The 22160-nt window shown below is 71.4% G+C and carries 18 protein-coding genes; 7 read left to right on the top strand and 11 right to left on the bottom strand.

The window, feature by feature from the left end; genetic code table 11:
• Positions 1-10: 10 nt before the first annotated feature.
• Together ptsP and DC434_RS07785 are read left to right on the top strand one after the other, a co-directional pair.
• Complete coding sequence (gene ptsP / locus DC434_RS07780; protein WP_165808023.1) at positions 11-2494, top strand: phosphoenolpyruvate--protein phosphotransferase; 2484 nt, start codon at positions 11-13, stop codon at positions 2492-2494.
• Positions 2495-2648: 154 nt separating this feature from the next.
• Positions 2649-3923, top strand: a complete 1275-nt coding sequence (locus tag DC434_RS07785; protein WP_165808024.1) for a sensor domain-containing protein — start codon at positions 2649-2651, stop codon at positions 3921-3923.
• 7 nt (positions 3924-3930) lie between these two features.
• On the opposite strand, the gene paaI is transcribed toward DC434_RS07785, so the two are convergent.
• The 8 genes from paaI to DC434_RS07825 are packed head-to-tail and all read right to left on the bottom strand — an operon-like array spanning position 3931 to position 12743.
• On the bottom strand, positions 3931-4320 hold the full coding sequence (gene paaI, locus DC434_RS07790; RefSeq protein ID WP_116634694.1) for a hydroxyphenylacetyl-CoA thioesterase PaaI: 390 nt from the start codon (positions 4318-4320) through the stop codon (positions 3931-3933).
• Positions 4317-6410: a phenylacetic acid degradation bifunctional protein PaaZ gene (gene paaZ / locus DC434_RS07795; protein WP_116634695.1), complete on the bottom strand. Its 2094-nt coding sequence runs from the start codon at positions 6408-6410 to the stop codon at positions 4317-4319. Before paaZ ends, paaI begins: the two co-directional genes overlap by 4 nt.
• Positions 6407-7273 (bottom strand): 3-hydroxyacyl-CoA dehydrogenase family protein, encoded by an 867-nt coding sequence (locus DC434_RS07800; protein ID WP_116634696.1) that lies wholly within the window; start codon positions 7271-7273, stop codon positions 6407-6409. The genes paaZ and DC434_RS07800 overlap by 4 nt, the downstream gene beginning before the upstream one ends.
• Positions 7270-8004 (bottom strand): enoyl-CoA hydratase/isomerase family protein, encoded by a 735-nt coding sequence (locus DC434_RS07805; protein WP_116634697.1) that lies wholly within the window; start codon positions 8002-8004, stop codon positions 7270-7272. Before DC434_RS07805 ends, DC434_RS07800 begins: the two co-directional genes overlap by 4 nt.
• Positions 8001-9188 carry an acetyl-CoA C-acyltransferase gene (locus tag DC434_RS07810; protein ID WP_116634698.1) on the bottom strand — a complete coding sequence of 396 codons (1188 nt, stop codon included), beginning with the start codon at positions 9186-9188 and terminating at the stop codon, positions 8001-8003. The genes DC434_RS07805 and DC434_RS07810 overlap by 4 nt, the downstream gene beginning before the upstream one ends.
• Complete coding sequence (locus tag DC434_RS07815) at positions 9188-10615, bottom strand: dihydrolipoamide acetyltransferase family protein (protein WP_116634699.1); 1428 nt, start codon at positions 10613-10615, stop codon at positions 9188-9190. The genes DC434_RS07810 and DC434_RS07815 overlap by 1 nt, the downstream gene beginning before the upstream one ends.
• A complete protein-coding gene (locus tag DC434_RS07820; RefSeq protein WP_207769924.1) occupies positions 10612-11646 on the bottom strand; it encodes an alpha-ketoacid dehydrogenase subunit beta in 1035 nt (344 codons plus the stop codon). The genes DC434_RS07815 and DC434_RS07820 overlap by 4 nt, the downstream gene beginning before the upstream one ends.
• Positions 11643-12743, bottom strand: a complete 1101-nt coding sequence (locus DC434_RS07825) for a thiamine pyrophosphate-dependent enzyme (RefSeq protein WP_116634700.1) — start codon at positions 12741-12743, stop codon at positions 11643-11645. The genes DC434_RS07820 and DC434_RS07825 overlap by 4 nt, the downstream gene beginning before the upstream one ends.
• 165 nt (positions 12744-12908) lie before the next feature.
• On the opposite strand from DC434_RS07825, the gene DC434_RS07830 reads away from it, so the two are divergent.
• The 4 genes from DC434_RS07830 to DC434_RS07845 all read left to right on the top strand — a co-directional run bounded on the left by DC434_RS07830 (position 12909) and on the right by DC434_RS07845 (position 17082).
• Positions 12909-13346, top strand: a complete 438-nt coding sequence (locus tag DC434_RS07830) for an Lrp/AsnC family transcriptional regulator (RefSeq protein ID WP_207769925.1) — start codon at positions 12909-12911, stop codon at positions 13344-13346.
• Between the two features lie 94 nt (positions 13347-13440).
• Positions 13441-14043 carry a TetR/AcrR family transcriptional regulator gene (locus tag DC434_RS07835; RefSeq protein ID WP_116634701.1) on the top strand — a complete coding sequence of 201 codons (603 nt, stop codon included), beginning with the start codon at positions 13441-13443 and terminating at the stop codon, positions 14041-14043.
• Positions 14044-14175: 132 nt separating this feature from the next.
• Positions 14176-15612, top strand: a complete 1437-nt coding sequence (locus DC434_RS07840) for an aldehyde dehydrogenase family protein (protein WP_243408853.1) — start codon at positions 14176-14178, stop codon at positions 15610-15612.
• A gap of 3 nt (positions 15613-15615) precedes the next feature.
• Positions 15616-17082, top strand: a complete 1467-nt coding sequence (locus DC434_RS07845) for a GMC family oxidoreductase (RefSeq protein ID WP_116634702.1) — start codon at positions 15616-15618, stop codon at positions 17080-17082.
• An 82-nt stretch (positions 17083-17164) separates the two neighbouring features.
• Here DC434_RS07845 and DC434_RS07850 read toward each other — a convergent pair whose 3' ends face one another.
• Genes DC434_RS07850 through DC434_RS07860 form a run of 3 tightly spaced genes read right to left on the bottom strand, consistent with a single transcriptional unit; the run spans position 17165 to position 21138 of the window.
• Positions 17165-18808, bottom strand: coding sequence for an amidohydrolase (locus DC434_RS07850; protein WP_116634703.1), 1644 nt, complete (start codon positions 18806-18808; stop codon positions 17165-17167).
• A 1-nt stretch (position 18809) separates the two neighbouring features.
• Positions 18810-19649, bottom strand: a complete 840-nt coding sequence (locus DC434_RS07855; protein ID WP_116634704.1) for a molybdenum cofactor biosynthesis F family protein — start codon at positions 19647-19649, stop codon at positions 18810-18812.
• A 40-nt stretch (positions 19650-19689) separates the two neighbouring features.
• A complete protein-coding gene (locus DC434_RS07860; protein WP_116634705.1) occupies positions 19690-21138 on the bottom strand; it encodes an APC family permease in 1449 nt (482 codons plus the stop codon).
• 243 nt (positions 21139-21381) lie between these two features.
• On the opposite strand from DC434_RS07860, the gene DC434_RS07865 reads away from it, so the two are divergent.
• Positions 21382-22128, top strand: a complete 747-nt coding sequence (locus DC434_RS07865) for an SDR family oxidoreductase (RefSeq protein WP_116634706.1) — start codon at positions 21382-21384, stop codon at positions 22126-22128.
• Positions 22129-22160: the final 32 nt, after the last annotated feature.

The raw sequence follows: 22160 nt of genomic DNA on the forward strand, positions 1-22160 counted from the left end.
GATCGGGATCGTGGCCGTCTCCCACAGTGCACGACTCGGGGAGGCGGCGCTGGAGCTTGCCCTGCAGATGGTGCAGGGCGGGGATGTGCGGGTGAAGGTCGCCGCCGGTGCAGGAACCGACGGCGAAGGGGCGCCGATCCTCGGAACGGATGCCGTCGCCGTCGCGGGCGCGATCGATGAGCTGGCCGCCGACTGCGACGGGGTGCTGGTGCTCATGGATCTCGGATCCGCCGTGCTGAGCGCGGAGCTCGCCCTCGAGCTGCGCGGGAGCGACGTGCCGGTGCGCCTCGCCCCCGCTCCCTTCGTGGAGGGGCTCTTGGCAGCGGTGGTCTCGGCGGCCGCGGGCGGTTCGCTCGACGATGTGGCGGCGGAGGCCGGTGCGGCCCTCGGCGCGAAGACCGGGCAGCTCGGGAGCCCCGGGGAGTCCGATGCTGTGGAGACCGCCTCGACGCGAACGACCGCGGACGCGGGCGACGCGCACGTCCTTCGGGTGCGGGTACGCAACCCCCTCGGCATCCACGCGCGCCCGGCGGCGCTGATCGCCCGAGCCGCCGCGGGTTCGGACGTGCGGCTGCGTCGCCTTCCGGAGGGACCGGATGCGTCTGCCGCGAGCCTCTCCCGACTGCTGATCCTCGGAGCCCGCCAGGGAGACGAGGTGGAGCTGACAGCCCGGGGAGCAGACGCTGAGGCGGCACTGGCCCGCGTGGCCGCGCTCTTCGACGACGGATTCGGCGAGGGGACCGAGCACGCGTCGGCTGGGCGTCCCACCGCCGCGCCGCAGAGCTCTGCCGCGCCCGTGACGAAGATCGCGGCTCCGGCCGAGATCGCCTCCGGTGCCGTTCTCCGCGGACGCGGGGTGAGCGCGGGGCGCGTCGCGGCGCCCGTGGTGCATCTCGCCCCTCCGCTTCCTGAGCCCGATCCGGCGACGGTGATCGCCCCGGAGGACCGTGCTGACGAGGTCTCCGCGATCGAGTGGGCAGCGGTGGCCGTCGCCGATCAGCTGCGTTCCCGCACGGCGCAGGCCACGGGGGAGGCCAGGGCGATCCTCGACGCCTCGCGGCTCCTCGCCTCAGACCCGGAGCTCGTCGCGGATGCGACCGCTCTCGTGCAGACGAAGGGGCGTAGCGCCGCGCGGGCGGTGTGGGAGGCCGCAGCGGTCCACGAGAAGGGCCTCCGCGCGCTCGGCGGCCGGATGGCGGAGCGAGTCGCGGACATCCGCGACGTGCGGGATCGGATCATCGCCGAGGTCCTCGAGGTCGACCTGCCCGGTGTGCCGGAGCGCGACGAGCCGTTCGTGCTGGTCGCCACGGATCTCGCCCCGGCCGACACCGCATCGCTCGAGGGCGGGCAGTGCGTCGGACTGGTCACCGAGCAGGGCGGGCCGACCTCGCACACCGCCATCATCGCGCGGTCCCTCGGACTGCCGGCGGTCGTCGGCGTCGCCGGTGCGACGGGCGTGGTCGCGGGCGCTCTGCTGCTCGTCGACGGCGACCACGGCACGGTCGAGGTGGATCCTCCCGAGGAGCGCATCGCCGAGGCACGGGCGGCGGCCGTCGTCGTCGCCTTCGACGGCGCCGGTGCGCTCGCCGACGGACACCCCGTCCCGCTGCTGGCGAATGTCGGAGGAGGGGCGGATGCCGCCTCCGCCGCGTCCGCCCGAGCGGAGGGCGTCGGGCTCTTCCGCACCGAGTTCTGCTTCTTGGACCGGGCGGATGCCCCGAGCATCGAGGAGCAGGTCGCCGCCTACCGCGGGGTGCTGGCCGCGTTCCCCGGACGCAAGGTCGTGGTGCGCACGCTCGACGCGGGCAGCGACAAGCCGCTGCCCTTCGCGAACGCCGACCACGAGGAGAACCCGGCGCTGGGCGTGCGTGGTCTCCGCATCGCCCGTCGTTCCCCGGAGCTCCTCGACGAGCAGCTGCGGGCGCTCGCGCTCGCGGCCGACGCGGAGTCGGCGTTGGTCGAGGTGATGGCCCCGATGGTGTCGACGGTCGAGGAGGCCCGTGACTTCGCAGAGCGCTGCCGGTCGGCAGGGATCGCACGCGTCGGGATCATGATCGAGACGCCGGCCGCCGCGCTGCTCGCCGGCGAGCTCTTCGAGGTCGTCGACTTCGTCAGCCTCGGCACCAACGACCTGGCGCAGTACACGCTGGCGGCGGATCGTCTGCTCAGCGAGCTCGGCGATCTGAACGATCCGTGGCAGCCCGCCGTCCTGCGTCTGATCGGCGCCGTGGGTGACGCGGGCCGTGCGGTCGGGAAGCCGGTGGGAGTCTGCGGCGAGGCCGGCGGGGATCCGGCGCTCGCACCGGTGCTGGTCGGGCTCGGCGTCACCTCGCTGTCGATGACCTCCCGATCGCTCGGCAGGGTCGCGGCCGCACTCGCGGATGTCGATGAGGCGGCCTGCCGACGCGCGGCCCTCGCGGCGATCGCGGCCTCCACCGTCGCCGATGCCCGGGCGGCGGCGGCTTCCGAGCTCGGCGTCGCGCTCCGGTCCTGAGCCCCGAGGCGCGGGTGTATGCGCACAGCGGCATGCGTTTCTTATCATTCTGATCTCGACATGGGTCGGCATTCTCCGCCGCGTCGCACGCAGGCTCTACGCTCGCCGCAGGGGGCGTCGACGGACGACGCTTGGTTCTGCATCGGAGGGTCATATGTCGCGCTCACGCTCACTCACGACGGCGGTCGGGGTCATCGCCGCCGGTTCTCTGCTTCTGCTCGCGGCGTGCGCGCCGGAACCGGGAACGGGCCCGGAGCCCACAGGATCGGAGGGGCCCGGTGCCTCCCCGTACACGGGTCCGGCGGTCTTCGTGGGCGACGAGCTCGACATGCTGCTGCTCACGCCCGACGAGATCACGGAGCTCCTGCCCGGAAGCACCGAGGTGGGTGCGTCGTCGTCGGTCCTGCAGCAGATCTCCGACGGGGGCGGCCCGAGCCCGGAACCCGCGATCTGCGCGGCGCTGTTCGCCGAGCAGTCGTTGTGGACCGTGGGGTCGCGCACCGTCTCGTGGAAGGTGCCGGACGACGCGCAGCGGGGTGCCGGCAGCCTGTCCGTCCTGCAGTTCGCCGATGAGGACCACGCGGCGAAGCGCATGGACCAGCTCCGCTCCGCGGCGGAGCAGTGCGGCACCTTCGACTACAACGGCGAGGCGAGCTTCGACGCCGTGCTCCCGGACGCCTCGGAGAACGCGCAGGCGTACGCCGGCGTCCTGACCTTCCCCGAGATCGAGGGCGGAGCCCGCACGTTCTCCGCTGTCGCCTCCGTCGGCAACGTTCTCGTGCAGATCTGGCAGCCCGTCGTCGGCGACACGGTGATCGACGGGGAGGCCATCGCCGAGCTGCTCCTGTGGCGCGCGGAAGACGCCCACGCGGCGTTGATCGACGAGCTCACGGCGAACCCGCCGACGGAGGAGGAACCCGCCTCCGATGCCTCCGCGCCCTGGAGCGAGTGGGCGGTCTCGGTCGGTGGTGTCGGTCCCGTCCGTCTCGGGGACCCGATCGACGACGCCGTGAAGGCCGCGGCGGGGGCGCAGGCGCTCGAGCCCGCCTTCGAGCAGGGGCCGTGGCGGGTCGTCAACCAGGACGCGAGCGCGTCGATGCTGATCCAGCCGGACGAGGGCGGCACGGTCGTGACGTCGATCACGGTCGGCAACGACCGCACCTTCGACGAGGCCGCGCAGTCGGGGGCGTTTCTCCCGGCCCGGGGCGACGTGCGGGTGGGCGACACGGTCGCCGAGGCGATCGCCGCCTACCCCGGTGGCACCACCGTCACCGTCGCCTCGTCGGGCGACGACTGGTACGACGTCGCGACGCGGGACGGGCGCCTGTTCCGATTCCATGCCGACCGCGACGTCGTCGACGCCGGATCGCTCATCATCGGGATCACCGTGGAGGACGCGACGACGCGTCGCGAGCCCGTCTTCGGGTGACGGACGCTCAGTCGATCCGGCGGCTCGTCGTGACCGAGCGGCCGCGGAACTCCGCGACCACGTCACCCGTGTCGTCGGTGACCGTGACGTCGTAGAGGCCGGTGCGTCCGCTGACGACGCGGCGCACCGCCGTCGCGGTCAGCGTCTGTCCGGCGTGCGTCGACTTCAGGAACGTGATGTCGGCGCCCGCCGCCACGGTCACGCGTTCGTCCTCGTTGCACGCGAGGGCGAACGCGGTGTCGGCGAGCGCGAAGACGAGGCCGCCGTGCGTGATCGCGAACCCGTTCAGCATGTCGTCGCGCACGACCATCGACACGACCGCGGCACCGGGTTCGTCGCGGTCCACGCTCATGCCCAGCGCAGCAGACGCCCGGTCGCGCTGCATCATCGGCCTCATACCGGGACCGCCGCCGGAGCGGGCTCCTTGCTGACGAGCGTGAGCACGTCGTAGGTGGCCACCGTCTCGTCGGCTTGGTTGCGGATGACGGCGTCCCAGCGCACCTCGCCGTACTCGTCGGTCTCGCGGGGAGTGATCTGCTTCGCGGTGAGCTCGACCCGGATCTCGTCGCCCGGAGACACCGGGGTCAGGAACCGCAGGTTCTCCAGCCCGTAGTTCGCGAGCACGGGACCGGGTTCCGGGTCCACGAAGAGCCCGGCCGCCCAGGACACGAGCAGATACCCATGGGCGACGCGTCCGGGGAAGAACGGGTTGGCGGCCGCGGCATCCTCGTCCATGTGCGCGTAGAACGTGTCGCCCGTGAACCGCGCGAAGGTCTCGATGTCGGCCAGCGTCACCTCGCGAGACGCCGAGACGACCTGATCGCCGATGCGCAGCTCGGCCAGCGATTTGCGGAACGGATGCCGGCCCTCGCTGCGGGAAGTGGCGCCGGCGTGCCAGATGCCGGTGAGCGCGGTGAGCATCTGCGGCGAGCCCTGCACGGCCGTGCGCTGCATGTGATGCAGGACGGCGCGGATGCCGCCGAGCTCCTCGCCGCCGCCCGCCCGCCCTGGGCCACCGTGCACGAGGTTGGGGAGCGGCGAGCCGTGACCGGTCGACGAGCGGGCGTCATCGCGGTCGAGCAGCAGCATGCGGCCGTTGAAGGGGGCGATGCGCGTGGCGAGGTCGACGGCCTGCACGGGATCGTGCGTCGCGATGCTGGTGACCAGCGAGCCGCCGCCCCGTCCGACGAGCGCCGCCGCCTCGGCCGTCGTGTCGTAGGTCAGGAGCGACGCCACCGGGCCGAAGGCCTCCACGCTGTGCACGGCATCGGTCCCGGGATCGTCGAAGCGCAGCAGGACGGGGGAGACGAAGGCGCCGTCCGCCGCCGCACCGGTGGTCCCGTCGGCGAGACGCACCTCGGGAGTCTCGGTCGATCCGACGACGAGCCGCCCGCCGGCGTCCTGCAGCACCTTCACCTGGCGCAGAACCTCGTCACGCTGGGCGAGCGAGGCGAGCGGGCCCATCGTGACGCCGTCGGCTCGCGGGTCACCCAGCACCGTCTTCTCGGCGATCCGAGCCTGGACCGCCGCGATCACGGCATCCGCGGTCTCCGTCGGCACGATCGCCCGGCGGATCGCCGTGCACTTCTGACCGGCCTTGGTCGTCATCTCCGTCACGAGCTGGCGCACGTAGGCGTCGAACTCCGCAGTGCCGGCCACGGCGTCCGTGCCGAGCACCGAGGCGTTGATCGAGTCGGTCTCGGCGGTGAACCGCACACCGCCCGTCTGCACGGCCGGGTGCGCCTTGAGGCTCTCCGCCGTCGATGCGCTGCCGGTGAATCCGACGATGTCGCCGAGGCGCAGGTGATCGAACAGGGTCGGGACGCTGCCGCTGACGAGCTGCAACGAGCCCGCGGGCAGGAGTCCGGACTCGACGAGGATCCGCACCATCGCCTCGGCCAGGTACCCGGTCGGCGTCGCCGGCTTCACCAGCGTCGGCATGCCGGCGAGGAAGGCCGGGGCGAGCTTCTCGAGCGACCCCCACACCGGGAAGTTGAAGGCGTTGATCTGCACCGCGACGCCCGGCAGGGTCGTGTAGACGTGGCGACCGAGGAACGAGCCGTCCTTCGAGAGCGGCTCGACCGGGCCGTCGACGTGCACCGTGCTGTTCGGCAGCTCGCGGCGGCCCTTGCCCGAGTAGGAGAACAGGACCCCGATCCCGCCGTCGATGTCGACCCAGGAGTCCGTCCGGGTGGCACCGGTGCGAGCGGACAGCGCGTACAGCTCGTCCTTGCGCTCGGTCAGCGCGAGCGCGAACTGCTTCAGCAGCACGGCGCGCTGGTGGAACGTGAGAGCGCCCAGGCTCGCCTGGCCGACCGTGCGGGCGTGCTCGAGAGCCGCCGCGAGATCCAGTCCCTCGGTGCTCACGCGGGTCACGATCTCGCCCGTCGACGCATCGCGCACGTCGGTTCCGGCGACGGGTCCCTGAGCCTGTCGGAGGGGCGTCCACCAGGATCCCTCGACGTAGCTCGGAAGGTGGTCGGTCATCGCGTCTCCTCGTTCCATCTGTAGAAGCCCTCGCCGCTCTTGCGGCCCAGCTTTCCGTCGGCGACCATCGCGCGCAGCAGCGCGGGCGGTTCGAAGCGCGGGCCCAGCGTCGCGGCGAGCTCCTCGGCGATCCCGAGTCGCACGTCGAGTCCGACGATGTCGGTCGTGCGCAGGGGGCCGGTCGGATGCCGGTAGCCGAGGGTCATCGCCGCGTCGATGTCGGCGGCGCTCGCGACGCCCTCCTCCAGCATCCGGATCGCCTCGAGACCGAGCATCACGCCGAGCCGTGAGGAGGCGAAGCCGGGGGAGTCGCGCACCACGATCGGCGACTTGCCGAGCGTCTGCACCCAGGTGCGAGCGGTCTCGACGACGTCGGACCGCGTGGCCGAGCCGCGGACGATCTCGACGAGGGCGGAGGCCGGCACCGGATTGAAGAAGTGCAGCCCGAGGAAGGTCTCGGGACGGGCGCGGTCCGTGGCGAGGTCGTCGATCGAGATCGAGGAGGTGTTCGAGGCGAGGATCGCGTCGTCGTGCATCGCCGCCTCGGCGCGGCTCAGCGCCTCCTCCTTGAGCGCCCTGTCCTCCGGAACGGCTTCCACGACCAGCGCGCACGCCGAGAATTCGGCGATCTCGGTGCTGCAGTCGAGGCGGGCACGGAGCGCGGATCCGTCGAGCAGCGGGTCGCGATCGACCGAGCGCCGGATGCTGTCGTGCACGCGCTCGGCGGCGGCGTCGGCACTGACCCTGTCGCGCTCCACCACGCTCACACGGGATCCGGCGAGCAGGAAGGCATGGGCGATTCCGGCGCCCATGCGCCCTCCGCCGAGGACTCCGACGTGTGCCGGCGCGTCGATCCCGCTCATCGACGTGCCCGCCTCTCGAGGAACTCCGTCATCCGACGGTGCTTCGCCGGGGACTCGAAAAGCTCGGCCTGCAGCGCGAACTCGATCGCGGGGTGCTCGGCGCGCGGCGTCCGCAGGGCCCTCTTGGTGTGCTGGGTCGCGAGCGGGTCATTCGCGGCGATCCGATCGGCGAGGGCGTGCGCCGCGCTGAGCAGGTCCTCGGCCGGGTGCAGGGCCGAGACGAGCCCCCAGGCGAGCGCCTCTTCGGCGTCGAGTGTGCGACCTGTCAGGAGCAGTTCGCTCGCCCTGGCCTCGCCGATGATCTCGGGCAGCCGCCAGGTGGCGCCGGCCGCGGCCATGATCCCGAGCCCCGTCTCCGGATTCCCGATCCGCAGCGCGGGCGTGCCGATGCGGATGTCGGCGGCGTAGGCGAGTTCGGCGCCGCCGCCCAGCGCATAGCCGTCGATCGCGGCGATCACCGGCATCGGCAGCTCCCTGATGCGGATGAACGCGGTCGCGTTGATCCCGCGGCGGGCGTCGTCGGCCGTGCGCTCGCGCAGCTGGGCGATGTCGGCGCCGGCGGCGAAGACGCCGTCGGCGCCGGTGAGGATGAGCGTGCGCGGGTGCTCTTCGAGCGACGCGCACAGGTCGTGCAGCGCGTCGATGGTCTCCTGGTCGATCGCGTTGCGCTTTTCCGGACGATCCAGCACGGCGATGACGCGGTCGGGTCGCGCCTCGACCTGCAGCGTCATGAGACGCGCTCCACGATCATCGCGGAGCCCTGGCCCACGCCGACGCACATCGTGGCGAGACCGCGTTCGACGCCTTCTCGCTCCAGGCGCCCGAGCAGGGTCACGACGAGACGGCATCCGCTCGAGCCGAGGGGGTGCCCCAGGGCGATCGCGCCGCCGTCCCGGTTGACGATCTCGGGGTCCAGGCCGAGTCGGCGCATCGACGCGAGCGACTGCGTGGCGAAGGCCTCGTTCAGCTCGACGGCCCCGATGTCGGAGATCTCGAGTCCGGCGCGCTGGAGCGCCTTCTCGGTGGCCGGTACCGGTCCGAGGCCCATGATCTCGGGGGCGAGGGCCGCCGAGGTCGCTGCGATGATGCGGGCACGCGGCACGAGTCCATGGCGTCGCACGGCGTCGGCGCTCGCGACCACGATCGCGGAGGAGCCGTCGTTGAGCGAGCTGGAGTTCCCGGCGGTGACCACCTCGCCTCCGGCGACGACCGGTCGGAGCCCGGCCAGGGCCTCCAGGCTGGTGTCGCGACGCGGGCCCTCGTCGACCGTGACATCGCCGGACCGCGTGGGCACGGCGACGATCTCGGCGGCGAAGCGACCGGCGTCGATCGCGGCGGCGGCGCGCTGCTGACTGCGGAGGGCGAAGGCGTCGGCATCCGCACGGGTGATGCCGTCGCGGCGCGCCACCTCCTCGGCGGTCTCGGGCATCGAGAACGTCGCCTTGTCACGCGCGGCCAGACGGGGGTTCGTGAAGCGCCAGCCGATCGAGGTGTCGAACGCCTCACCGGGCTTCGCCCACGCGCGCTCGGGTTTCGCCTGCACCCACGGCGCCCGGGTCATGGATTCGACACCACCCGCGACGATGAGGTCGGCGTCGCCGGCACGGATCGCCTGTGCGGCCATCGCGATCGCCGACATCCCGGATGCGCAGAGCCGGTTCACGGTGATGCCGGGGATGCTGTCGGGGAGTCCCGCGAGCAGCACGGCCATGCGCGCGACATTCCGGTTGTCCTCGCCCGCCTGGTTGGCCGCTCCCAGGATGACCTCGTCGATCGCGGCATCCGGGATTCCGGCCCTGACGACCGCCTCGCGCACGACGAGAGCGGCGAGGTCGTCGGGTCGCACCCCGGCGAGGGCTCCGCCGTAGCGTCCGACCGGTGTGCGGACACCGCCGACGAGGAACGCCTCCGTCATCAGACCCTCCCGAAGGCGCGCAGCGGATGCTCGATGAGCTCGGTCACGCGCCGGAGGAAGCCGGCCGCGTACCCGCCGTCGCAGACGCGGTGGTCGAACACGAGCGACAGCTGGGCGATGCGCCGCACCACGATCTCGCCGTCCACGACCCAGGGGCGCTCGATGATGCGGCCGATGCCGAGGATGGCGACATCCGGATGGTTGATGATCGCGGCAGACCCGTCGACGCCGAGCCCGCCGTAGTTGTTGAGGGTGAACGTCGACCCGCGGAGGCGCTCCGGCGGCAGCGATCCGGCCCTGGCCGAGGTGGCGAGCTCGCGCAGAGCCACGTCGAGCTGCTCGACCGTGAGGCTGTGAGCGCCCGGGATCACCGGGACCATCAGCCCGCGCTCGGTGTCGGCGGCGACGCCGAGGTTCACCCCGTCGAAGGAGATCAGCTCGCCGGCGTCCTCGCTGAGACGCGACGCGAGGATCGGGAAGTCCTCGAGGGCGAGGAGCACGAAGCGGGCGAGAAGGGCGGTGACCGACGGTGCCCTGCCGCCCTCGGGCGCCATCTGCGCGCGGAGGTCCCAGAGGGCGGTGGCGTCGACGTCGACCCAGACCGTCGCCTCCGGGATCTCCGCCCTGCTGCGGCTGAGCTTGGCGCTGACGGCCTTGCGCAATGGCGACATCCGCTCCCGCGTCCGGACCGCGAGTCCGTCGACGGTCTCCCCGGTGACAGCCGCTGCGCTGCTCGTCTCGCGATGGTGCGCGGCCGCGCCGTCCACGGCGCTGTCCACCGCGGCCCGGAGCACGTCGGCGCGCGTCACGGCGCCGTCGGGTCCGGTCGCGGCGATCGTGTGCACGTCGAGGCCGAGATCACGCGCGAGACGCCGCACGAGCGGAGAGCGTACGGCGACCGGCCGACGCCGCGCGGCATCCGCTTCTCGGACGATCGTCGGCTTCTCGGATGATTCCGCGGGGACGGTCCGCGAGACGGAGGTCTCTCCGAGATCTGCGGGAGTCTTCGCACGCACCGCGGCGGGGCGGCGACGACGACCGGATCCGGCGCGCTCCGTGGTGCCGTAGCCGATGAGCACGTTGCCGGAGCCGGCGCGCTCCTCCTCGCGGTAGGCCTCCTGCTCCACGGCAGCGCCGGGCGCGGACTCCGTCTCCAAGTGCTCCGGGGCTCCCGCGACCTCGAGGACCGGGGCTCCCACATTGATCGTGTCACCCGCCTCCCCGTGCAGCGCGGTCACGACACCCGCGAACGGCGAGGGCAGCTCGACGACGCTCTTCGCGGTCTCGACCTCGGCGATGGGCTGGTCGGTGACGATCGTGTCGCCGACCGAGACGAGCCACTGCACGAGTCCGGCCTCGGTCAGTCCCTCGCCGAGGTCGGGGAGACGGAAGACCTGCGCGGTGCCGTTCTTCAGCTCGGTGCTCATACGTCCTCGTCCCAGTGCAGCGTGTCCATCGCGTCGAGAACCCGGTCGACGTCGGGCAGGTACCAGTGCTCGAGCTTCGGCGGTGCGTAGGGCACGTCGAAGCCGGTGACGCGGCGCACGGGCGCCTCGAGGAACTCGAAGCACCGCTCGAAGACGCGGGCCTGGATCTCCGAGGCGACCGACGCATAGCCGGGAGCCTCGGCGATGACCACGGCACGCCCCGTCGACTTCACGGCGGCCGTCACGGTCGCGTCGTCGAAGGGCGAGAGCGAGCGCACGTCGACGACCTGCACGCTCCGGCCCTCCGCGGCGGCGACCTCGGCGGCCTCCAGGGCGAGCGCCACAGAGGCGCCGTAGGCGAGGAGGGTCACGTCGGTGCCCTCGCGGGCGATGCGCGCGGTGCCGATCTCCGCCGTGATCGACGTGTCGACCTCGCCCTTGCTCCAGTACAGCTTCTTGGGCTCGAGGAAGATCACGGGGTCGGGGGAGGCGATCGCCGCACGCAGCAGGGAGTAGGCGTCCTGCGGGGTGGCGGGACTCACGACGGTGAGCCCGGGCGTGTGCGCGTAGTACGCCTCCGAGGAGTCGCAGTGGTGCTCCACGCCGCCGATGCCGCCGCCGAACGGGATGCGGATGACCAGCGGCATCCGCATCCCTCCGCGTGTGCGGTTGCCGAGCTTCGCGACGTGGCTCACGACCTGCTCGAAGGCGGGGAGGGCGAACGCGTCGAACTGGAGCTCGACCACGGGACGCATGCCGTTCATGGCCATGCCGACGGCGGTGCCGACGATGCCGGACTCCGCGAGAGGCGTGTCGAAGCACCGGTCCTCGCCGTAGCGCGCGGTGAGTCCGTCGGTGATGCGGAAGACGCCGCCGAGAGCGCCGACGTCCTCGCCGAAGACGACCACCTCGGGGTCGGACTCGATCGCGTCGGCGAGAGCTCGGTTGAGGGCGGCGGCCATGCTCATGGTCGTCACCTCGCGGGGCGGCACGGCGGTCTCCGTGTGCACGTCGTCGTGGGCGATGGTCATCGCTGTCCCTCCGTCTCCAGCTGCGAGCGGTCGATCTCGTCGCGCAGCAGCTGCCACTGCTCCTCGAGCTGAGGCGAGCGCTTCTCGGTCACGAATCGGAAGAGGTCCTCGGGGTCGAGGTCGGCATCCGTGTTCAGCGCCGTCCGCATGGCGGCGGCGATCTCCTCGGCTCCCGCGGCGAACCGCTCCTCGGCATCCGCATCGAGGGCGCCGGTCTGCGTCAGGTGGGCCCGCAGGCGCAGCAGGGGATCGCGGGCGACCCACTCCTGCACCTCGGCGCGCTCGCGGTAGCGGGTGTCGTCGTCGGCGTTCGTGTGCGCCTGCATCCGGTACGTGTGCGCCTCGACAAGCGAGGGGCCGCCACCGGCGCGTGCACGGGAGACCGCCTCGCCGAGCACGGCGAGGACCGCGGCGACGTCGTTGCCGTCGACCCGCTGCCCGGGCATCCCGTACCCGATCGCCTTGTGGGCGAGAGAGGGGGCCGCGGTCTGGCGGGAGAGGGGCACGGAGATCGCGAACTCGTTGTTCTGCACGAAGAAGACGACAGGCACGTGGAACACGGCGGCGAAGTTCATGGCCTCGTGGAAGTCGCCCTCGCTCGTCGCGCCGTCGCCGCAGAGGGCGAGGACGACCGTGTCCTCTCCGCGGTGCTTCGCTGCCTGGGCGAAGCCGACCGCGTGCAGGAGCTGCGTCGCGAGGGGTGTCGCCTGCGGTGCGACCCGGTGCGCGCGCACGTCGTAGCCGGAGTGCCAGTCGCCCTTGAGGAGGACCAGCGCGTCGGCGGGCTCGACTCCGCGCGCGATGACGGCGACCGAGTCACGGTAGGTGGGAAACAGCCAGTCGGCGTCGCCGAGAACCAGGGACGCGCCCACCTGGCAGGCCTCCTGGCCATGCGACGACGGATAGACGGCGAGACGGCCCTGGCGCACGAGGGCGCCGGCCTGATCATTGATCCGTCGTCCCTCGACAAGGCCACGGTAGGCCCGCAGCAGCACGTCCGCCTCAGGGAGCGCGTACTGCTCGTCGGCGACGGGAGCGCCGTTCTGGTCGATCAGCTGCACCGCGGTGTCACGCGGGAGCATGTCGGTGTGCTGCATCCGTCGCCTCCAACTGTTCGTCGCCACTGCCGAACTCGATGAGCCCAGCATGCCTCGCAGAACTCAGTCGTCCAAGAGATTGCGGTGAAAGCTGGACGATGCATGGCAAATTGCCGATTCCACGTTCGAAGTGTCAGAATTCGATGGACGAACGAAGGGGTTCCCATGACCGTGCTGGATGACATCGACCATGCGATCCTCGGAGAGCTCCGCCGGGATGCCCGGTCGTCGATGACGGCGATCGCGGAGGCCGTGCACATCTCGCGCGCCGGTGCCCACGCGCGCATCAAGCGGCTCACGGATGCCGGCGTCATCACCGGCTACTCGGTGCGCACGGATCCGGTGCTGCTGGGACATCACGCGAGCGCGTACGTCACGCTGGCGATCGAGCAGGCGACCTGGCAGGACGTGCGCGACCGCCTGCGCGCGATTCCCGAGATCGAGCACATGGCGCTGGTCGGCGGCGACTTCGACGTCATCCTGCTCGTGCGGGCCAACGATGCGCGGGATCTCCGTCGCATCGTGCTGGAGGACATCCAGGCGATCCCGTCGATCCGCTCGACACGGACGACGCTGATCTTCGAGGACTTCGGGCCGAGCTGACCCCGCGCTCCCGTGGCACCTGTGGCGGGTCGACGGTCGCTGAACCCGCCGCAGCTGCCACGGGAACGGCGGACGAACCTGCCAGACTGACGGGATGAGTCAGAGCGGCGCGACCGAACCGGCCCGGCGCGGCCGTCCGGGATACGACCGACGCGGCCTGCTCGACGCGGCTGTCGCCGTCTTCAACGAATCCGGCTACGACGCCACCTCGGTCGCCGCCCTCGCCACCCGGCTCGGACTGTCGAAGGCCGCTCTCTATCACCACTTCTCCTCGAAGGAGGAGATCCTCGAGACGGCACTCGGCGAAGCGCTGGACGGTCTCGAAGGCGTGCTCGCCGACACTCGGACGGTCGTGCCGAGCGAGCGTCTGGCGGCCGTGCTCCAGGGCGCGGTCCGTGTGCTCGCCGCGTACCTGCCGTCGGTGACCCTGCTGCTGCGCGTCCGCGGCAACAGCGACGTGGAACGCCGGGCGCTCGAACGACGCCGTGCCTTCGACCAGGAGGTCACGCGCATCGTCCGCGCCGCCCAGCAGGACGGTGCCGTCCGAGCGGATGTCGACGCCTCGGTCGCGACGCGACTGCTCTTCGGCATGGTCAACTCGCTCGTCGAGTGGTACCGGCCCGGCGGAGCCGAAGACGCCGATGCGCTCGCCGGAGACGTGCTGACCGTAGCGCTCGACGGTCTGCGCACGCGCTGAGCCGCGGCATCCTTCGCACTCGGACATCTACGACGCGCTCCCGGACAAGTGCCGTGCCGAACGGCATCCGACAATGAGATGACGACCGGCCTCCCCGATGCCGGCCCCGTCCCGCTCGAAGGAGAGTCACCGATGTCCGAATCCGCCGCAGCAGCCGCCGTGCTGCTCGACCGCATCCAGGCGCCGGAGGGCGCGGGGCGCGACATCCCCGACGCGGCGACCCGCGAGATCATCGGCCGCGCGCCGGTGCACGCCGTCGCCGATCTCGACGACGCGGTCGCGCGTGCCGCGGCCGCGCAGCCCGCCTGGGAGGCGCTCGGCCACGAGAGGCGCAGCGAGCTGCTGCTCGCGGCCGCCGATGCGATCGACGCGAACGCCGAGGCGCTGGCTCACCTGCTCTCGCGCGAGCAGGGCAAGCCACTGAACGGCCCGAACGCCCGCTTCGAGCTGGGCGCCTGCTCGGCCTGGCTGCGCACCAACGCGAGCATCGTCATCGAACCGCAGGTGCTGGTCGACGACGAGACACTCCATGCCGAGCTCGTCTACAAGGCCGCCGGCGTGGTGGGCGCGATCGGTCCGTGGAACTGGCCCTTGATGATCACCATCTGGCAGATCGGGCCCTCGCTCCGGATGGGCAACACGGTCGTCGCGAAGCCGAGCGAGTACACGCCCCTCAGCGTGCTCGCGATGCTCGCCGTCATGAACGAGGTGCTTCCCGCCGATGTGCTGATCGGCGTCTCCGGAGACCGCGAGGTGGGCGCACGGCTCGCCTCGCATCCCGACGTCGCCAAGATCATGTTCACCGGATCGACCGCGACCGGACGACGCATCATCGAGAGCTCCGCCGGGAACCTCGCCCGTCTCACCCTCGAACTCGGCGGCAACGACGCCGGCATCGTCCTGCCGGGGACGGATGCCGCCGCCATCGCCGAGGATCTCTTCTGGGGCGCCTTCATCAACACCGGCCAGACGTGTGCGGCGATGAAGCGCCTCTACGTGCACGACTCCGTCTACGACGACGTCGTCGGTGCGCTCGCCGAGATCGCGGGATCCGTGCCGATGGGCAACGGCCTCGACGAGGACAACGTCCTCGGACCCCTGCAGAACCGCGCGCAGTTCGACATCGTCACCCGGCTGGTCGACGACGCGAAGAGCCGCGGCGCCCGCATCGTGACGGGTGGCGACGCGGCGCCGGAGCTGGGGGAGCTCTTCTACCGCCCGACCATCGTCGCCGACATCGACAACGACGCCGCCCTCGTGCAGGAGGAGCAGTTCGGTCCGGCGCTCCCCGTGATCCGGTACTCCGACGTCGACGAGGCCTTCGCCTGGGCGAACGCGGTCGACGTGGGTCTCGGAGCCTCGGTCTGGTCGAGCGACCCTGCGGCGGCGCGTGAGGCCGCCTCGCGGATGCAGGCCGGTACCGTGTGGGTCAACTCGCACGGCGGGCTGCATCCGATGGTCCCGTTCGGCGGGGTGAAGAGTTCGGGCTACGGCCTCGAGTTCGGCGTCGAAGGGCTCAAGTCGGTGGCAGTGACGCAGGTCGTGTCCGGCCCCGGTCGGAAGGGCTGACCCATGCGCTCTGCCATCGTCGTCGGAGCCGGCACGTCGGGGGCCATCGTGGCGCGGAGGCTGGCGGATGCCGGCGTCGCGGTGACCCTCATCGAAGCGGGCGGGTACGACACGAATCCGGCCATCCACGATCCCTCGCGCGCGGGAGAGCTGTGGCACTCGGCCGAGGACTGGGACTACTTCACCGTGCCGCAGGAACATGCGGCCGGGCGTCGACTGCACCTGCCCCGGGGCAAGGTGACCGGAGGATCGCACGCTCTCAACGCCATGATCTGGGTGCGCGGAGCGGCATCCGACTACGACGGGTGGGAGACGGCCGGCGCGACCGACTGGGGCTGGTCCGAGGTCGAACCCGTGTACGACGCGATCGAGCACGATCTGCTGTACGTGAGCGACGACTATGCGCTCTCGCCGATCCAGGAGTCGATCATCGCCGCCGCCGTGGAGGAGGGGCTGCCGCACAATCCGAACTACAACGGCGGCGTCCTCGACGGGGTCTCTCAGCAGCAGGTCACGATCCGCGACGGTCGCCGGGTGAACACCTGGACGACGTACGCGCAGCCGGTCGCTGAGAAGCTGACGATCATCACCGGACGGGAAGTCCACTCGGTGATCATCGAGGACGGCCGGGCGCGGGGGGTCCGGCTGGGGGAGGGCGCGGACTCCGAGGACGTGTTCGCCGACGAGGTCATCCTCTCGGCCGGCGCCATCGGTTCGCCGATCATCCTGCTGCGATCGGGCATCGGACCCGCGGCGGAGCTCGAGGCCCTGGGGATCCCGGTCGTGCAGGACTCTCCGGGGGTCGGGAAGAACCTGCACGACCACCTCCTTTCGCCGGTCGTCTTCACGACGACGGCGCGTCCGGTCGGTCCGCCGCAGCCCGGTGTCTCGGTGACGCAGACTCACCTCTTCTGGCGCAGTCGCGACGACCTCGCGGAGCCCGACACGCAGCCCATCCACTTCTCGGTGCCGATGTGGGGCGAGCTGGATCCGAAGGGGGACGACGGATTCACCCTGATGGCCGGGCTCGTGACGCCGTACAGCCGTGGTGCGCTGACACTCACCGGCCCCGGGCTGGGCGATCGACCGGACATCGACCTGGCCGCGCTGGCCGACGACCGCGATGTCGCCTCGCTCGCGGCATCCGTGCGCCAATGCCGCCGCATCGGCGCCCACCCGGCCCTCGCCGAGCGGTGGGGCGCGGTGGAGGCCTATCCCGGTCCCGACGTGTCGGATGCCGACGTCGAGGACTGGGTGCGCCGCACGGCCATCACCTACCACCACCAGGTCGGAACGTGCCGGATGGGGACGGATGCCGATGCCGTGGTCGACCCTCGACTGCGCGTGCACGGGGTCGACGGTCTGCGGGTGATCGACGCCTCTGTCATCCCCACGGTCCCGACCGGCAACACCAACGCGCCCGCGGCGATGATCGGGGAGCGCGGGGCGGGGTTCGTGCTCGCGGACTGAGACGCCGCGCGCGACGCCGACGAGAAACCCCCACCCGCGATGACCGCGGGTGGGGGTTTCGGCGGTACGGGTGGTCCTCGCGTCAGGCGGAGTGCACCTCGCGGCCGGCGAACCACGTCGAGATGACCGGCGTGTGCACGATCTCGTCCGGCGGCCCGGCGATCGCGTCGCGCGCCAGCACGACGAAGTCCGCGGACTTGCCGGGCGTCAGGGAACCGGTCTCCGCACCGAGGCCCATCGCCGTCGCGGCGTTGATCGTGAAGACCTCGAGCGCCTCCTCGGCGGAGATGGCCTGCTCCGGCCAGAGCACGCCGGGTGCGCGCCCGAGCGGATCGGCTCGCGTCACCAGGCCCTGCAATCCCTCCAGGGTGTTCGGGGACTCGCTCACGGGCCAGTCCGACCCGCCGGCCACCAGTGCGCCGGAGTCGATCAGCGCGCGGTTCGGCTGCGAGTGCTCCGCGCGCTCGCCGAGCACGTCGGCGAGCGCCTGGGGGATGACACCGGGGAACCAGATGAACGGGGAGATGTCGGCCGACACGTCCAGTGCCTGCAGCCGAGGGATGTCGGTGTCGGCGAGAAACTGTCCGTGCGCGATCTGGATCGGGGTGGTGACGCCCTCGCCCCGCAGGCGCTCCGCGACATCCAGCACGAGCCGGGCGGAGCCGTCGCCGGTGCAGTGGACCTTCGCGCCGAGACCTCTGTCGGCGACCGCGCGCAGCCAGCCGGCGAGCTCGTCGAACGTCATCGTCGTCTCGCCGTGGAAGTGCGCGCCGTGTGCGGCGTCGGCCGGATACGGATCGAGGAAGGCGGCCGTGTGCGCCGGGGGCACGCCGTCGAGGAAGATCTTCACGAAGTCGGGGCGGTGGTGCGTCGTGCGGAACTCCTCTCCTCGTTCGATGAGGGGCGTGCCGATCGGCGCGACGCCGAAGATGTCGTCGTTGATGAGCATCGACGACACGACCCACGCGTTCAGCGCTCCCGCGCGGTCGAGGGTCGCGAGGGCGCCGAGGATGTCGACCGAGACACCCGCGTCCTGGAAGGTCGTGATGCCGAAGGAGTTCAGCAGCTCGACGCCGCGGCGCGAGGCGGCCACATGCTGCTCCGGTGTGAGCCCGCCGCCGACGTCGAAGGCCTCCTGCACCGGGATCCCCGCCGCCTCCAGCAGCACGCCCGTGGGGGTGCCGTCGTCGGGGTCGAGCATCGTCACGCCCGACGACGGGATGCTCGTCGCGGTGATGCCCGCGAGCTCGAGCGCACGCGTGTTCACCCAGCGGTTGTGCCGGGAGTCCTCCATGAGCATCACCGGCCGTCCGCCGGATGCGTCGTCGAGTCGCCGGCGCGAGTTCGTGTTCGCCAGCGAAGGCAGCAGCGTCGTCGGCACCGCGCCGCCGACGATCCAGGCATCAGCGGGCAGTGCGGCCGCCCTGTCGCGCACGTGCGCGAGGATCTCATCGAGGGTCAGCGACGGCGGCAGCGACAGCTCGAACAGGTCGGTGCGGCCGGCCAGCGCGTGATGGTTGTGCACGTCGACGAAACCGGGATAGACCGCCGCGCCCCCGACGTCCAGCATCCGCGTTCCCGGTCCTCGCAGTCGTACGACATCGGCGAGGGAACCGACCGCGAGCACTCGTCCGTCGCGGACCGCGAGGGCCTCGACGAGCGGGTTCGACCGGTCGGCGGTTCGGATCACGGAGCCGGTGACGATCAGGTCGGCGGCGGTCCCCACCTCAGTCCTCTCCGAAGGCGGCCGGCTCGAGCTCGGGCGCGTGGAGCGTGGTCGACAGCAGCCGTCCGTGCGCACCGAACGTGAAGTGCGTCGGCACCTCGCCCGTCTCGTCGAGCCCGAACAGCACGCCGTGCGAGCGGATCGCGTTCACGTCGCGGTGGTCCGCGATCGTCACCGAGGCGCAGGGGATCACCTTCTCGCGCCACGCGAAGATGTAGATGCCGGGACGCACCTCCCACACGCTGTTCTCGTCGGTGTCGGCGAGGCCGCGCTCCGGGCCGGCCAGGCACTGCCACGAGTACCACCGCGACGACAGGTACACGTGCTCGTAGGCGTGCTCGGCGCTGTAGACCCACTCGACCCGACGCCCGATCAGGGTCGTCGTCGGCGCGGCCTCGGTGCCCGACACGTCGGCGCCCTCGATCACGCTCGGCGCGAAGACGTGCTGCACGCGGGTGCGGCCCTGCTCCGGGGAGGGGAGGATGATCGAGATCACGGCGAGGGCACGACCGGCGCGGAGATCCAGCACGAGCGAGACGGCCTCGTTCGGCAGGTAGCGGTGATGGAACTGCACGAAGTAGAGATCGTCGTCGACCTCGAACGCCTCGTAGTCATCGGTGTCCGCTGCGGCTTCGGTGGGATCCTCCGCACCCGGGTGGTACTGCCAGGAGACCGTGGTGTCGCCGAAGCGGTGCACGATGCGGGTGCCGCGGGCGTCGACGACCGCGATCTCACGGCCGCTGAGCGCCGTGGTGTGCGGCGCCTTGTTGGCGTCGAAGCCGGGGGCGAGGCCCTCGAGCGGCAGCCAGGTGGAGGTGTCTGCGGGGTTCAGGGTCGTCATGCGTCGTCCTTATCTGTCGATGGGGGAGGCGGGGAGAGCGTCAGCGATCGCTGAACTTCTCCAGGTCGGTGGCGAGTCCGTCGTAGACGGCGGGCTTCGCGCGCTTGAGGTAGGCGCCGTACGCGATGCCGCCGATCAGCGCGACGACCAGCAGCAGCGGCATCAGCCGGATCGCGAGCTCCTCGGAGCCGGCGACGATGTTGAAGTTCACGACGGCGAGGACCGAGATCGCCGCGATGCCGAGGAATCCGATTCCGGGTGCGATGAATGTGCTCCACCAGCGCGGGTCCCGGTTGCGGCGGAAGTACACGACGATCGAGATCGCCGCGAGTCCCTGCAGGATCAGCACGCTGAGGGTGCCGAAGCCGAGCATCGCGGGAACGAGCGTGAGGATCGGGTCGGCGCCGGCGATCGCGAAGATGATCGCCATGATGCCGGCGAATGCGGCCTGCACGATACCGGCGAGCTGCGGGGCACCGTTGGCCCTGGTGCGCGCGAGCGCCTGCGGCAGGATCCGCGAGCGTCCCAGCGAGTACAGGTAGCGGGTCGCCGAGTTGTGGAAGGCGAGCATCGCGGCGAACAGGCTCACCAGCAGGAGCACCATCATCACCGTGGTGAGGGTGCCCCCGAGGTACTGCTGCGACAGGGAGAAGATCAGGTCGCCCGTCGGGAGGTGCTCGAGCGCGGTCGCCTGCGCCTGCGCCACTCCGGTCGCGCTGACCACGGCCCAGGTCGTGACGCCCAGGATCACGCCGATCGCGATGATCGAGGTGTAGGTGGCGCGGGGGATGGTGCGCAGCGGCTGCTTCGCCTCTTCGCTGAAGAGCGCGGTCGCCTCGAACCCCAGGAAGCCGGTCGCGGCGAGCAGGAGTCCGATCGGCAGGGAGCCGGAGAACACCGCCTCCGGGCTGAACGCACCGAGGTCGTACCCGGTCTGCACGAGCACCGACACGTCGAACACGACGAGCATCAGCACCTCGAGCACCAGGCACACGCCCAGCACCTTCGAGCTGAAGTCGACGCCGATGCGGGCGAGGACGAAGCACACCGCGATCGAGAGCAGCCCCCATACGAGCCAGTGCACGTCGAGACCGGTGAGGTCGCGGATGATCGTCTGCATGAAGAATCCGCTGGTGCCGATCGTACCCACGACGAAGAAGTTGTAGCCGAGCGTCGCGATGAGCCCGGCGATCAGCCCGCCGGTGCGGCCGAGGCCCTTCACGACGAACGCGTAGAAGCCGCCGGCGTTCACCAGCTGCTTGGACATCTGCGCGTAGCCGACGGCGAAGAGCAGCAGGATCGCCGCCACCAGGAAGAACGACATCGGGGTGCCGCCGCCGTTGCCGAGGGCGATCGCCAGGGACGCGACGACCACGATGCCCGTGAGCGGTGCGACCGCGGCGAGCACGAGGAAGACGATGCCGGCGACGCCGAGGGCACCGGGGCGGAGAGCGGTGTGCTCGTGAGATGTTTCGGTCGAGGGTGCCACGTCGGCTCCTTTGCTCGGTGACGCCGTGCTCGCACGGCACCGACGACGAGGGGAATCGTCGATAGAGCGAGTCTGCTCGCGCGACACCTCGGGCGCTTGACCCTGAGTGAAGGACGATGGTGCGAGCGCGCACACCCCGCCGACGGCGGTTCGCGTCATCGCGAGGGGGGAGCAGGATGACCGAGACGACACCGCCGTCCTCTCCGCACCATCCGGTGCCCGGCGGCGGCCCCGGAGGGTGCGATGGATCTGCAGCTGCAGGGTACGACGGCGCTCGTGACGGGCGCGGCGAGCGGGATCGGCCGCGCCACGGCGCTCGCGCTCGCCGCGGAAGGCGTGCGGGTCGCCCTGCTGGATCGCGACGCCGCCGCGCTCCGCGAGACGGCGAGCGGATGTCGTGAGGCCCTGGTCCTCGTCGCGGATGTGACCGACGAGAGCGAGGTGCGTGCGGCGGTGGGCTCCGCTGCCATGACGCTCGGCCGCCTCGACGCCGTGGTCTGCTGCGCCGGGATCTCGGGGCCCGTCGGCACGTCGATCGAGGACACCGATCTCGCCGACTGGGATGCCGTGCTCTCCGTGAACGTGACCGGAGCGTTCCTCGTGCTCAAGCACGCGCTCCCGACGCTGCGTGCCGCGCCGGCGGCATCCGTCGTCCTGCTCGCAAGCGACTCGGCCTTCGTCGCGTCGCCGGGCATGGTGCCGTACGGGGCATCGAAGGCCGCACTCGTGCAGTTCGGGCGGGCGCTCTCGGTCGATCTCTCCGACACCCGCATCCGGGTGAACACGGTGGCGCCGTCGATCGTCGACACGCCGATGAGCCGCGGCGATCTCGGCTCCGCCGCGTTCGACGCACCGGGATTCCCGGTGCAGAGCGCTGCAGACGTCGCCGCGCACGTCTCCTATCTGGTGTCGCCGCTCAGCAGGGCGATCAACGGGACGACGCTGCTCAGCGACTTCGGATACACCGCCCGCTCGGGGTTCCCCGCGTGACGACCGAGCAGCACGGCAGGATTCCCCCGCGC

Source organism: Microbacterium sp. TPD7012, from assembly GCF_003075395.1.
Classification (GTDB): domain Bacteria; phylum Actinomycetota; class Actinomycetes; order Actinomycetales; family Microbacteriaceae; genus Microbacterium.